Annotated in this window: 7 protein-coding genes and 1 tRNA gene; 5 read left to right on the top strand and 3 right to left on the bottom strand. The window is 37.7% G+C overall.

Going from position 1 to position 14,951, the window contains the following annotated elements; genetic code table 11:
• Positions 1-81 precede the first annotated feature (81 nt).
• Together GKD17_RS04180 and GKD17_RS04175 are read left to right on the top strand one after the other, a co-directional pair.
• Positions 82-2,880, top strand: coding sequence for a collagen-like domain-containing protein (locus GKD17_RS04180; RefSeq protein ID WP_007836852.1), 2,799 nt, complete (start codon positions 82-84; stop codon positions 2,878-2,880).
• Between the two features lie 4 nt (positions 2,881-2,884).
• A complete protein-coding gene (locus tag GKD17_RS04175; RefSeq protein ID WP_007844770.1) occupies positions 2,885-4,075 on the top strand; it encodes an OmpA family protein in 1,191 nt (396 codons plus the stop codon).
• A gap of 732 nt (positions 4,076-4,807) precedes the next feature.
• On the opposite strand, the gene GKD17_RS04170 is transcribed toward GKD17_RS04175, so the two are convergent.
• Positions 4,808-4,892 (bottom strand) — tRNA-Ser (locus GKD17_RS04170).
• A 130-nt stretch (positions 4,893-5,022) separates the two neighbouring features.
• Between GKD17_RS04170 and GKD17_RS04165 the strand changes: the two genes are divergently transcribed.
• From GKD17_RS04165 to GKD17_RS04155, 3 genes are all read left to right on the top strand, one after another.
• Positions 5,023-6,774 (top strand): AraC family transcriptional regulator, encoded by a 1,752-nt coding sequence (locus tag GKD17_RS04165; RefSeq protein ID WP_007836842.1) that lies wholly within the window; start codon positions 5,023-5,025, stop codon positions 6,772-6,774.
• A gap of 132 nt (positions 6,775-6,906) precedes the next feature.
• Complete coding sequence (locus GKD17_RS04160; protein WP_007836841.1) at positions 6,907-8,940, top strand: protein-disulfide reductase DsbD family protein; 2,034 nt, start codon at positions 6,907-6,909, stop codon at positions 8,938-8,940.
• Between the two features lie 191 nt (positions 8,941-9,131).
• Positions 9,132-10,427: an L-cysteine desulfidase family protein gene (locus GKD17_RS04155; RefSeq protein ID WP_007836840.1), complete on the top strand. Its 1,296-nt coding sequence runs from the start codon at positions 9,132-9,134 to the stop codon at positions 10,425-10,427.
• A 75-nt stretch (positions 10,428-10,502) separates the two neighbouring features.
• On the opposite strand, the gene GKD17_RS04150 is transcribed toward GKD17_RS04155, so the two are convergent.
• Together GKD17_RS04150 and GKD17_RS04145 are read right to left on the bottom strand one after the other, a co-directional pair.
• Positions 10,503-10,781: a GNAT family N-acetyltransferase gene (locus tag GKD17_RS04150; RefSeq protein WP_005839036.1), complete on the bottom strand. Its 279-nt coding sequence runs from the start codon at positions 10,779-10,781 to the stop codon at positions 10,503-10,505.
• A 149-nt stretch (positions 10,782-10,930) separates the two neighbouring features.
• Positions 10,931-14,890: a two-component regulator propeller domain-containing protein gene (locus GKD17_RS04145; protein WP_032936451.1), complete on the bottom strand. Its 3,960-nt coding sequence runs from the start codon at positions 14,888-14,890 to the stop codon at positions 10,931-10,933.
• Positions 14,891-14,951: the final 61 nt, after the last annotated feature.

Raw genomic sequence — 14,951 nt, 5'->3', positions numbered from 1 at the left:
GATACAGTATTCAATAAAGCAGAACTGAGTTTATCAAATATGTAACAACAAAAAGTAATTCATTTTTAATTATTTATAGTCATGTATACAAAAAAGAAATGCAAAATTTATGTATTATCAGTGCTACTTTGCACATTTTTTTTCTCGTGCAGCAGTATTGATTTTGAATTACCCCAAGGTCCTCAGGGAACCAATGGCAAATCCGCTTATGAGATATGGAAAGAAGAAGTTGAAACCGGTCATATAAACTGGCCTTCCACCCAAGTTGATTTAGCAGACTTTTTAGTTTATATAAAAGGAGAAAAAGGAGACAAAGGAAAAGATGGAATGTCTGCATACGATCAATGGAAAATCCTGATCACCCAAGGTAATGTCACCAACCCTCATGACCCTTCGCTCATTTGGCCCTCTTCAAAAAATACAGAAGCCGATTTTTGGGATTTTCTTAGCGGAAGAGACGGACAATCACCTCATATTGGTGAAAATGGAAATTGGTATATCGGCAATAAAGACACAGAAATCAAAGCTATCGGCAAAGATGGAAAGAATGGAATTAATGGAAAAGACGGACTTTCCGCTTATGAATTATGGAAACAATCTGTTGCTGACGGCAATATAAATTGGCCCAAAAACCAAACAACAATGGAACATTTCTTTTTATATTTAAAAGGGAAAGATGGTGAAAATGGTATTACTCCACATGTTGGTGAAAATGGTAATTGGTACATTGGCAATCATGATACAAATTTTCCCGCTCAAGGTCAAAAAGGAGAAAATGGTAAAGACGGAGCATCCCCTTATATTGGTCCTAATGGAAACTGGTGGATCAATACATCCGATACAAAAATAAAAGCTCAAGGAGAAAAAGGAAGCGACGGCTTAACCCCTTTCATTAAAGACGGATACTGGTGGATAGGCACATCCAATACAGGGATTGCAGTGCAAGGCCCCAAAGGAGAACAAGGTGATAAAGGAACGGACGGACTTACCCCGGTTATAAAAAATGGGAACTGGTGGATAGGTACTACCGATACAAAAATAAAAGCTCAAGGAGAGAAAGGAGATGATGGCATATCTCCCCATATAGGTAATAACGGAAATTGGTGGATAGGTACTACTGATACAGGAATAAAAGCTCAAGGAGAAAAAGGAGTTAACGGAGCATCTGCATACGAATTATGGGTGAATGATGTCAAAAATGACAAAATCAAAGACAAAAATAATTCAGCATGGGCCAAAGATAAAATTACAATGGCAGATTTCTATACTTACCTCAGTGGAACAAATGGTAACAATGGAAAATCCACTTATGAACTATGGAAAGAAACTGTAGGAACAGGCAATATTAATGATCCTAAAAATCCAGGACAAAAATGGCCTTCTGACAAAGTTTCAGAATATGATTTTTTCAATTATTTAGCCGGTAAAGACGGAATAAACGGAAGCAATGGTTTGTCAGCACATGAACTGTGGAAAAATGACTTAGCTAAACGTTGTGGTACAACAGACGCACTTATCGATCACAAAAATGGTGGAGTATGGAACTGTGAAAAAAATACGTTAAATGATTTTTATGACTATCTACGCGGAAAAGATGGCAAAGACGGAGAAGATGGCAAAGACGGCAAACCCGGAGAACCAGGAAAACCGGGAACAGAAGTTACCATCATTAAGGGTATACCTAATGTTATTGCACAATATTCTCAATCAGAATATGGTGAATATGTACGCACAACTGATGGAGGTGTACTCTATAAAGTATATGATGAAACTGGACAAATCGCACCCAAAGCTCAAGTAAAAGGTATGCCGGGTATCAATGCAGAAAAAACTTACATAACCAATGAAAACGGAGAGTTTATTGTACCTAAAGAAGATTTACCCGAAATACAAGACATAAACTTACGCTGGGGAACGGTAAAAGAAGTAACCCTAGCCGGAAAGACACCGCAAGAATCCGCTAAAAACACATATGTTCCCAATAGAGTACGCATGAGAATGATCCTTCGCGATAATTCAAATTCATTATACGATTATCAGTATCTATATTTCTATATACAACGAAAAGTTAATCCGGAAGACCAATGGCAAAATATCCCTTCTTATTTACCTAATAGTGGTTCAAGGAATTTAGACGCATATAGAGTCTCTGATAAAAATAATCCCAACAGTATTTTGTCAGACAAAAAATTATATTCAAGCCAAAATTCTAGTTCAAATAATGGAGGATATTATTACTATATTTATACCTATCGGTTCATTCAAGAAAATCCCGGAAAATTCAAAAACAATCAATCTGAATATTGGGATGGAAGTGACGTTTATTACACTGTAAAAGCTAGAGAGCCTTATTATGGAGAAACTTTCCAATGGAATGGTATTTGTTTATTAGCTCCTTATCAAATGGGACCTACGCTAAAAACATTAAAATTAAAAATAATATCCAATGGAGAAGCACCCAGTTTCTCATCTGCAGAAGGTGAATTGGATTTTTCAAAAATAGACTTTACAAGAATTTACAAATCATCGACCACACGTGTCGTTAAAGAAAATGGAATGGACTATGTAGAACCGATAGCTTATACTGAAGAAGAAGCCAACAAACTTAAAATGGCATATATCACATTCAGATATACCTCAACAGCTGGTTCACAAGAAGCATCAAGTTCTAATAACAGATCTTCTGCAGAAGTTCCAACGTTCAAAGTATTCGCACCGTTTTTAAATTCATCCATATACATTGACAATGGCAATAGTTCATATTTCTATAGATATTATCAAGGTTATCTCCGAAAAGGAAAGGATGAAAAAACATTTATTATTGAAAACTATAACAGCTCTTATGAGTTGCCCGAAGTACAAGTTATCTATGAAGAATAAAAATATGAAGAAAATATATATACATAAAATCCATCTCATACTATGCTTTACCTCAGTATTATGTTTCGGTTTACCTATAAATGCACAAAAAAGCGCAAAGAATGGAACAACCGATAATAATAAAAAAGCATGGGAAATAGGTATAGGCGCAACCGGACTTCAAATGACACGTTTTAATGTTATTAATTTCCATACTAATAATAAAGGCGGTTACACTGTAGGTACTAACAAAAAAGATTTCATTTTCGGAGGAAATCTATATTTTGCTCGTGAACTTAACTCTCATTTTTATCTAGATTTACAAGGAACATTAGACTACAGTTCCGATCCTGTCCGTAACGGTAAGGAATCAAGATGGCTAGGTATGACAGGAATCGGTTTACAGTGGCGCCTAGGTGAATATTTCCATTCAAATTATATTGATCCTTTTCTTCGAATGGGGGTCAACTATATGTACAAGAATTTTAAGATCAATTATAAGGGGATGGAAGAATTCAACAGTGAGGAGATGGGATGGAATCTGTCAAATGATTATACTAAAGAAGGGAAGGATAAACAAAATCTTATCCCTATTTCATTGGGAATAGGCGTGAATATGTGGCTTAATGACAACATTGGCATAGGACTCCAAGGAGACTATCTCATCATGCCATACAAACATATAGCCAATTCATGGCAAGGAAGCATTCGATTGATGTGGCGCATTGGTGGTAAATCCCTAAAAGTCAAACCGGAAATTCAATATGTGGAAAAAATCATAGAAAAAGAAATAGAAAAACCTATAATCATGAAACAAATTGTAGAGACTCCAAACCAGCCCAATGTTTTATGTGATTTATTCAACAATATCTATTTTGAGTTTGATAAAACAGAAATAACTCCTAAAGCAGCTACTATCATTGATGAAATAGCTCAAATTATGCTGACAGACACAAGCAAAAAATATCTCATTACAGGATGTACTGATGCAAAAGGATCATCACAATACAATATGGAACTATCCCAAAAACGTGCAGACGCTGTAGTCAATGCACTTATAAAGAAAGGAGTTCCCAATAAAATGTTAAAAGCAAAAGGAGTGGGCGCAAAAATATCTTATGCATCTCAGAATGCTCCCAACGAAATACGAGAAGGAGATCGTAAAATTATAGTTCAAATCGTTACAAATATGGATTATTGGAATTATATACCATAAAAAAATTTCCCCTCTATCAAAACGGCATATATTCCTATATCGTGGAATATAGCCGTTTTGCATGTTTCTAAGAAAAGTTCGAACCATGTATACCCTCATACCCTCACTGCATATATAACAGGTTTATTATAAACTATTTATGTAGTAAGGATAAAAATACTTGCTCTTATTCATGTTCTCATACTCTCACAACGTTTTGAAGCATATTTTTACATAACATCCTTGTTTTCAGCTATATATTCTTTTTTTATAAATTGTTTCGGCTTGATATAAAGTAGGGTATTTTAGGCTTTTTCCCCACAAAAAGTACACATGAAAAGTTTGTACCTCCACAGAATGACGGTTTACGATGTATTGGCAGCAATAAAAAAGATCAAGACGTTTTTAAAAAAGTTCCTGTTATTTTTTAAAAAGGTCGTCTTCTTTTTTGAAAAGTTCTTGATCTTTTAAAAAACACTTTTTGGGCATGAGGATATCACATATGTACGCATAAGACTGTACGTACACATATATAACCCTGCACATACGTATGTATAGTTCCATGCAAAAGTATGCTTTCTGATGCGAAATGAAAACAGCTTTGCAACACTCTCCATATTTTACAGGTGATCCGTAATAAGGTACACCGAAAGAATACTTTGATATGCCTATTTTTACTATACATCAAAAAATAAAAAATCCCCGTAAAGTATTAATTTACAGGGATTTTCTTTGTTTTACAATTCTTTCCAGCGGAGAGACAGGGATTCGAACCCCGGGTACCTCGCAGTACAACGGTTTTCAAGACCGCCGCAATCGACCACTCTGCCACCTCTCCCAAACTTCCTTTCAGAAGTGCTTTTGTTGAAAGCGTTGCAAAGGTACGACTTTATTTTAAATATGCAAGACTTTTGAACAAGAAAAATTAAAGGTTTTATTATATTTGCACTCTCAATCGAAAAAAGCATATGAAACTAAAATGTCTTTTCTTACTGTTACTTTTGGGGATATCCTTTTGTGTACATGCACAAAAGCGCCCCGTCATCCTTGAGAAACAGTTGGAAATCATTAGGAAAGAACCTGATAACGGGGATGCCTTAAAATTTCTATGCCAATACTATTTAAATAAAGGAGATTATTCCAAAACCATCACTTACGCTGAGATTATGAAAAACGTAGCGGACAAGACTAAAAATCCTCTACTCCAACTCTATTCATATATCTACCAAGCACAAGCGCAAATGATGAGCGGACGGGAAAAAATAGCCAAAAAAAACTTGAATCTTTCTCTTGAATTAGCAACCAAACTGAATAATGACTCCACCCTTTGTTCCGTCTATGGTAGTCTCGGACTCTATTCAGCAAATATTGAAACCGATTATTACCGTGCCATACGATGGCTTTATAAAGGTATCCAATTGGCACAACAAAATAATTTCCAACAACAATACGCTTTGCTTTTAGGCAATTTAGCAAATATCTATTACCTCAAAAAAGATACAGCCGGCATCAAATACGCATTAGAATGTTATGAATTAGGACACAGTATGCGTAATCCATACATCATTTATTCCGGTGCAGTAAATTCTGCCTATATGTATTTTTTAATGAAACAGAATGAGGAAGCAATGAAATATATCCATGAAGCCGAAACATTGATGCTGGAAAATGATTTCTACGACCAAGCCCATACCTATAATCTCTTTGGCAATATATTATATGATATGGGTGAATATGCTCAGGCTTTGGAATATTACAAAAAAGCCATGAAGGATAAACAGGCGGCACAAACTTCCTCTATTGTCTATGCCCATTTGGGATATGCACGTATACTAATGCAGCAAAACAAACAACCAGAAGCTATTTTATTGTTAAAACAAGGAATAGCTATTTCTTATGCACGCGTCAACGCCATCCATCGCAATGAACTATACGAAAATCTGTCTACCTGCTATGAGCAATTGCACCAATATCATGACGCACTGAAGTATTATAAAATATTCCGTTTGGAAAACGACAGCCTTTTCAACAAGGACAAAGAAAGAGATTTAAGCGAAATGCGATTCAAATATGACTCTGAGCGGCAGGAAAATTTAATAAAACAAAGCAAACTAGATGTAATGCAGAAAGAACAGCGTATACAGCAACAAACATTTATTCTTATTATCACTGTAATTGTTTTAGGGTTGCTTTATTACCTCTACCGCCGTAAAAACAAACTTTATTTAAGTATTGTCAAGCAAAATCAAGAAGCAATCAAAAGAGAAACGGAACTGAATCGCCGTATAAAAGAATTGGAAACCAATGCCCCCTCCATGGTTTCTACTTCCGAAAAGTATGCTTCCTCCTCACTCACCGATGAGAAAAGTTTAGAACTTTTCCGTACATTAGAGCGTATTATGAGAGAAGAAAAAATTTACAAAGACAATTTTATAACAAAAGACAAAGTAGCGGAAATACTAGGAACTAACCGTACTTATTTATCACGTATCATCAATGAGCAATCCAAATTATCCTTCACTCATTATGTAAATCGTTTCCGTATTGAAGAAGCTATCCGCCTATTATCTGACCCCAATAACGAAACTCCGATGAAAGCCATTTCTGCAGAGTTGGGATTTAACTCCATTTCCACCTTTTATAACCTTTTCCAATCCTCTGTGGGAATGCCCCCCTCCCAATATAGAAACAAAGTTATGGAACTCCAAAAAGAGCAATAGATTATCTTTTTGCTCTATTTTTTATTCTGAAAACAGCAATTGCCGATATTTATATAGGTATAGAGAGACATATCTAAGATATTATCCCTTACTTTGCGGTATGAACATTAATCAAAATTTAAATAATACGTAATGAAAAAGAAGTTTTTTTTAAGTTGCCTCTTAATCGTTATGGCATTGCTTCCGGCAGTTGCCCAGATTCAAGATCCGGTACAATTCAAAACCGAGTTAAAGACGATTTCCGATACGGAAGCACAAATAGTATTCACTGGTAAGATTGACGCCGGATGGCACGTTTATTCCACGGACCTTCCTTCGGGAGGTCCTATCTCCGCTACTTTCAACGTAGACAAGATAGAAGGAGTAGAATTAGTAGGGAAGCTCACTCCACAAGGTAAAGAAATTGAAAACTTCGACAAGGTGTTTGAAATGAAATTACGTTACTTTGAGAACACTGCCATTTTCATTCAGAAACTAAAAATAACTGGCGCTACCTATATGATAGAAGGTTATATGGAATTCGGTGCCTGCAACGATGAAAACTGTCTGCCTCCTACTGAAGTTTCTTTCTCTTTCTCCGGAAAAGGAGTTGCCGCTGCTACTACAAGCAAGACTACTGAACCCGCAAAAACAGAAACAGCCATAACGGAAGTTCCTGTAGCGGAAACAGCTACTGCAACTACCGCAACAGATAGTGCTACAACTGCCGCCCTGATCGGCAATGACACTGCTGTCCAAGATTACTGGACTCCGGTTATCCAAGAGTTGAACGCATTTGGCGAAACGACATCACAACAAGACCGTTCATGGATTTACATCTTCTTTGCCGGATTTATCGGTGGATTACTAGCCTTATTTACGCCCTGTGTATGGCCTATCATCCCAATGACGGTAAGTTTCTTTTTAAAACGTAGCAAAGACAAAAAGAAAGGAATCCGTGATGCATGGACATATGGTGCTTCTATTGTAGTGATCTATGTATTATTAGGTCTTGCCATAACCTTGATATTCGGTGCCAGTGCCTTGAATGCACTTTCCACAAATGCTATTTTTAACATATTCTTCTGCTTGATGCTAATTGTATTCGCAGCCTCTTTCTTTGGAGCATTCGAACTTACTCTTCCTTCAAAATGGAGCAACGCAGTAGACAGTAAAGCGGAACAGACCAGTGGTTTGTTAAGTATCTTCTTGATGGCATTCACCCTATCTTTGGTTTCATTCTCATGTACAGGCCCTATCATCGGCTTTTTGTTAGTAGAAGTTTCCACCACAGGTAGTGTGATTGCCCCTGCCATCGGTATGTTAGGTTTCGCCATTGCACTGGCATTACCGTTCACTCTGTTTGCCATGTTCCCATCCTGGTTGAAATCCATGCCTAAATCAGGTGGCTGGATGAATGTAATTAAAGTCGTATTAGGCTTCCTCGAACTTGCGTTTGCTTTGAAATTCCTGTCGGTTGCTGACTTGGCTTATGGATGGGGGATTCTAGACCGTGAAACATTCCTTGCTTTATGGATTGTGATTTTCGCTTTGCTAGGCTTCTATCTGTTGGGTAAGATCAAATTCCCTCACGATGATGATGATGATAAAGTAGGTGTTGCCCGTTTTTTTATGGCTCTTATCTCACTTGCATTTGCTGTATATATGGTACCGGGCTTATGGGGTGCTCCTTTGAAAGCTGTCAGCGCATTTGCTCCTCCCATGAATACACAAGACTTCAACTTATATACCAATGAAGTACATGCGCAGTTTGATGACTACGATGCCGGTATGGAATATGCAAAACGTACCGGAAAACCGGTAATGCTCGACTTTACAGGTTACGGATGTGTAAATTGCCGTAAAATGGAAGCCGCTGTATGGACTGATCCGAAAGTAAACAAGTTGATGACTGAGGACTATGTACTGATAACATTGTTCGTTGATAACAAAACCCCGTTGCCCGAACACATCAAAGTGATGGAAAACGGTAAGGAACGTACACTACGCACGATCGGTGATAAATGGAGTTACTTGCAACGTTCTAAATTCGGTGCCAACGCACAACCTTTCTATGTATTGATTGACAATGAAGGAAAACCGTTGAATAAATCATATTCATATGATGAGGATATAGATAAATATGTTGACTTCCTCCAGACCGGATTACAAAACTATAAAAAATAACCAAAGTGTGTCAAAAGTCGAAGGGGTGTCAAAACTAAATAAACCTATCATTCTATTCATTCAGAATATTCTTTAATGAAAAATATTCTGAAAATCAACGAAAAGGAAAAGACAAACGAAATGATAGTTTTATTCGAGTTTTGATACACTTTCAAAAAGATTTTTGCAAGACCCCTTAATAATTATCTACTATGATCGCCAAACCAGAAAGAGAGCAAATCATTGCCCTTATAAATCGCGAGGTCGTTCCGGCTATCGGGTGCACAGAACCCATAGCCGTAGCCCTTTGTGTAGCAAAAGCAACAGAAACACTAGGTAAAAGACCTGAAAGGATTAAAGCTTTACTCAGCGCCAATATTCTTAAGAACGCCATGGGAGTAGGCATCCCGGGGACAGGAATGATTGGACTACCTATCGCTATCGCCTTAGGGGCATTAATCGGGAAATCCGAATATCAATTGGAAGTCTTAAAAGACAGCACTCCTGAAGCCGTAGCAGAGGGTAAAAAACTAATTGACTCACAAGCTATCTCTATCGGGCTGAAAGAGAATATAGAAGAAAAGTTATATATCGAAATTATCTGTGAAGCTGACGGTGATAAAGCAACGGCCATTATTGCTTGCGGGCATACCAATTTTATATATGTGGCCTTTAACAACCAAGTTTTACTAAACAAACAAACTACCGCCGCCTGCAATGAGGATGCAAAAAAACCGGAGTTGAACTTGCGAAAAGTGTACGATTTTGCCACCACCACACCATTGGATGAAATTCGTTTTATTCTTGAAACCAAACGTTTGAACAAAGCGGCGGCAGAACGTTCTTTCAAAGGAAACTACGGTCACGAATTAGGCAAAATTCTGAAAAGTAGCAAAAGTGAAGAACAAATATTGGGAAGTAATACATTTACCCACATCCTTTCTTATACCTCGGCAGCTTGCGATGCACGTATGGCGGGAGCCATGATTCCTGTCATGAGCAATTCGGGAAGCGGAAACCAAGGAATTACAGCTACCTTACCGGTAGTAGTCTATGCCGAAGATAACCATAAATCAGAAGAAGAATTGATCCGCGCACTGACACTCAGTCACCTAACAGTGATTTACATCAAACAAAGCTTGGGGCGTCTGTCTGCACTATGCGGTTGTGTAGTAGCTGCAACAGGTTCTAGCTGTGGTATCACTTATTTGATGGGAGGCACTTATGAGCAAATCACTTTTGCTGTACAGAATATGATCGCCAACCTGACGGGTATGATTTGTGACGGAGCCAAACCCAGTTGTGCTCTGAAATTAAGCAGCGGTGTCTCTACCGCTGTATTTTCAGCCATATTAGCGATGGAACATAAATGCGTATCTTCTGTAGAAGGTATCATTGATAATGATGTGGACCGTAGCATCCGCAACCTTACCAGAATCGGTTCACAAGGCATGAATGAAACCGATAAACTAGTATTGGATATTATGACACACAAACAATGTGATTAAAGGTATATATAAAGATAAGAGAGCTAAAAACGAATCAGACACGGTGTTTATACAATCCGTGTCTGATTTTATTTCTCACTCCACCAACATGTCTTTATATTGGGTATGCCGGGTAAAAAACATTTTTGCAAAAGAACAAGTAGGACGTATTTTAAGCCCTACGACCGAAGCATATCTCACAGCGGCCTCGGTCAAAGCCTGAGCTATTCCCTGCCCCTCCAACTGTGGGGGAACTATTGTATGAAGGATATCCAAAACTCCGTTCTTTTCATCATATTGCAAATAGGCGATTTGTCCCGATTCAAATACTTCGAAACGGTCTACTTTCTCGTCATGTATAACTGTATGTTCCATTCTATATTGATTTTAATGTATGACTATTATTAATAAAAACAATAATAAAATGGAATTGTTTTTACTCATAGATGAAATCTGTTACAGAACGTATGTCTGTTGACGAAACTCCGATACAAACCTTAAATGGCACTATAAAATATTGAAAACTATCTACCTTGTTTATATTGGAAAGCCGAAGGTAGTATACCAAATTCTTCCTTAAAATATCGACTGAAATATTTCGGATTATTAAAACCCACCTGATAGGCTATTTCTGAAATATTCTGTTGACTTCCACGGAGTAATTGGGCAGCCCGCTTTAAACGAATTATACGAATAAACTCGATAGGGGTCTTACCGGTAATAGCCAATAACTTTTTATATAAATGAACGCGGCTCATCCCTAATTCCTTGCTTAGCTCTTCTACAGACAAATCGCTGCGTGCAATATTATCCTCTACATATTTCACAGCATGATTTATCAGTTTTTCATCCATCGAAGTTATGGCAGTCCCACTAGGTTTGAGATCAATATAAGCATGATTCCAAACCGTTTTCAACTCCAGTTCACTTTTTTCTTCAGGAACAGCGGTCACCATTTCCGGTACCCCCTCCGGTGGAATAATATGAGTTATCATCTCATTACTCTCACCCTCAACCAATTGAATCACCGTTGCTCTTTGTGGAGCAACGGCAGAGATTGTTTCTATATTTTTTTCTTCTGCAATTTCTTCCGTATTACCAGATTCTAATCTTCGAATATCCTCCTCCAGTCCTTCTATTGTTATTATATGGTTCAGTTCTTCTTTCGATTCCTCCCCGACATTAGACGCCACATAAGACTCCGGAACTTGAAGTGTGGAAATATCTTCTACCGACTTATCTACAACTTGCACCTGTTCTATCTTCATCGGTTTACCCCCAGAACGTTTTACTGGAATATGGATAATAAAAACACAACCGACAGGGGTATTATCCATTACGTTCACCGTGCCATCGTGAAGCGTGACAAAATCACGTACAATACTCAGACTACCTCCGCCACCTGAGAAGCTCATATCCGGATAATCCACTTGATAAAAATGTCCGAAAATGCGTTCTCTGTCTTCTTTTTTAATGCCGATCCCTGTATCAGCCACTCTGATTTCCAGCATTTCCCGAGAATCCTGTCCTTCCACTAAACTGACAGACACATCAACTCTTCCACCACTGCAAGTAAATTTAAAAGCATTGGAAAGCAGACTCATTATCACTTCCCTCATTTTATCCCCATCAAACAACATATTCAATGAGGAAACAGCTGAATAAAAAGTGAGAGAAACATCTTTCTGTTCAGACAAAGAGATAAAAGAATCACAAATCGTATGAATATAAGAGATGATATCATCATCAGACAAACTTAAATAATATCCATTCACATCAATTTTCCTAAAATCCAACAACTGATTTACAAGATTCAACAACCTTACCGCATTGCGTTGCACTATATTTAATTTATCCATCAGAACAGCATCCGATTGATATTCCTTCATCAGCGTTTCCAACGGTGAGATAATAAGAGTGAGCGGAGTACGTAGTTCATGGCTGACATGAGTGAAAAACTTCAAATTCATATCTGCCTTCTCCTGATTCCTCTCTATTTCTTGCTTTATTTGCTGTATCTTAAATTTATTCCGTTCTCCACGCAGAACCCAATAGCATCCCAATACCAATACAGCAACCACCAAAAGGCTATAAACAATATATGCCCAAACGGAACGCCAAAAAAGAGGATAGATAACAATTTTCAATGAAGCTTCTTCATCTCCACCATATCCGTCACTGTTGACTGCTTTCACTTTCAGCATATAAGTTCCGGGGGCTAGATTAGTATAAGTCACTTTGTCATAGGTAGTAGTCATCCAATCCTCATTGAAACCTTTCAGCCTATAAGCATACTCTGTTTTTTCCGGCAAAATATAGTTATCAGAAGCAAATTGTACACTGAACATATTCTGCTCATAACTCAATTTTATCTGATCTACCTTGTTCAACGCCTTATCCAAAATCACCCTACCTTCATATTCCTCACCCACCCCTACTTCTTCATTGAACAAGAACAAACGGGTAAACATCACGCTGGGACATTTTTTATTGTATTTTATATCATCCGGGCGGAAACGGTTAATGCCATACAGCCCTCCCATAAAAATTTCTCCAGAAGACAATTTTTTAATGGAACGCAGGTTGAACCCACTATTTTGCAAACCATCTTTATCATCATAAACACAACTATGAAAAATATAGCGCCCTGTTTTTAAATCTACTGCCGGTATAACATTAGTTATTCCACGTGCTGTAGTCACCCATATATTTTCATTACCATCTTCTACTATTCCAGAAATGATAGGGCTGGAAACTCCTTGCTCCACTCCTAATATAATCAGTTCATCCGTTTTGGGATTATAAACATTCAGCCCCTCACATGTACCAATCCATATCAATCCACGGCTATCCTCATACACCTGACTTATATTCTGATCAGAAAAATATTCCTTACCAGATTTAGTACCTTCCAGATTAACCACTTTTTTAGTTTCAATATCCAATTCCGAAAGTCCCTGAACGGTGCCAATCCACAAAGAGCCCTCTTTTCCCATACACAAAGAGGAAACATAATCGGATATCAAGCCGGCCGAAGTTGTATTATAAGTGGTGAACAAACCCGTCTTGGGATTCAAACTCTGCACTCCCCCACCCAATGTACCTATCCATATAATCCCCTGCTTATCTTCAGCCAAAGCCAATACATTATTATGAGCCAAAGAATTTTGCCGTTCCGGTATGTTTTTTTTATAATGAATAATACGACCGTTATCATAACAAATCAGGCCTCCCCCCAAAGTACCAATCCAAAGTTTCCCATCACTAGCTTTCAAAATGCAAACAATGGCATCAGTAATGAGTTTATCCGTACCTTTCTGTGGAAAAGCAGCCCGATTGCCAGTCACGGAATTCCAATATATGATACCGACATCGTTGATACCCAGCCACACATAGCCCTCTTTGTCTTCTTCAATGCAACTAATATCTCCCATATACTCTGCACCAAATTTAAAAGCACACTCATTAAAATAGGAAATTCCTTTTTTATAAGTCCCCACCCACATAGTTTCACTGGAATCCTCGTATAGAACCATTACTGTATTATTTTGCAAGCTACGTTCATCACCTGCCTTGTTCCGCAACTGCCTCACTTCCCCTGTCTTCTTATCTAATATATCAATGCCATCCTGATCTGTTCCTATCCATATACGCCCCTGCTTATCCTGTGATACAGCACGGACCATGTTATGAGACCGACGCTTGATAATATTTGCCAGCCAAGACAGCCACTTCTTCTGCTCCGGACTATAAACCCATATTCCAAATGGACTATACATCCATATATCATTATCACGATCTACAAACAGAGTGAAAATTCCCTGCTTGTCAGTTCCCAACTCCCTAGCTAAATCATCCTGCTGCCATTTAATCTTATTTGTCCGAGTATCCAGACAAACAAGCCTCCCGGTATTATATACCAACAAGATTCCCTCTCTACATTCTACAATGTCCGTAATATCACCTTCTGGCAACTGATGAGTATCAAACAAAAGCGGATATAGTAATTGAGATTCCGGAATGTACAAATAACAGCCTTTTCCTTTTATATAAAACCACATATTTTTATTATGGTCTATATATACTAATGCAGGAGTTCCGTCAATACCGACTTCACATAGCCATGCATGCACCTCCCTATTAAATGTTTCTGATTCCGAGTTGTAAATGGCATAACCCACACCGGTAAGAATCCATAAGTTTCCTTTATAATCTTCTTGTATGCTTTTGATATAATTATCAGGTAAAGAAGCCGGATCGGCATTATAACTACGAAACAAAGTCATCTGACACCCGTCATACCGATTCAACCCAGAAGCTGTGGCAAACCACATAAAACCTTCGGAATCTTTAAAGATATCAAGAACTTGATTGTTTGACAGACCATCTTTCACCTCCAAATGTTTAAACATGAATTCACTTGCATACATTAGACTAGAAAAGCATAATAATGTAATGATCAAACATTTTTTTCTTATTCCCATAGATTTTAAAGGCTAATTATTTTTATTCCACTGCAAATGAAGCAAAAAGCTTGATAACAGA

This window comes from Phocaeicola dorei (genome assembly GCF_013009555.1).
Taxonomy (GTDB): domain Bacteria; phylum Bacteroidota; class Bacteroidia; order Bacteroidales; family Bacteroidaceae; genus Phocaeicola; species Phocaeicola dorei.
Note: the sequence above shows the minus strand (reverse complement) of the source record. Positions and strands in the feature narration are given on the sequence as shown.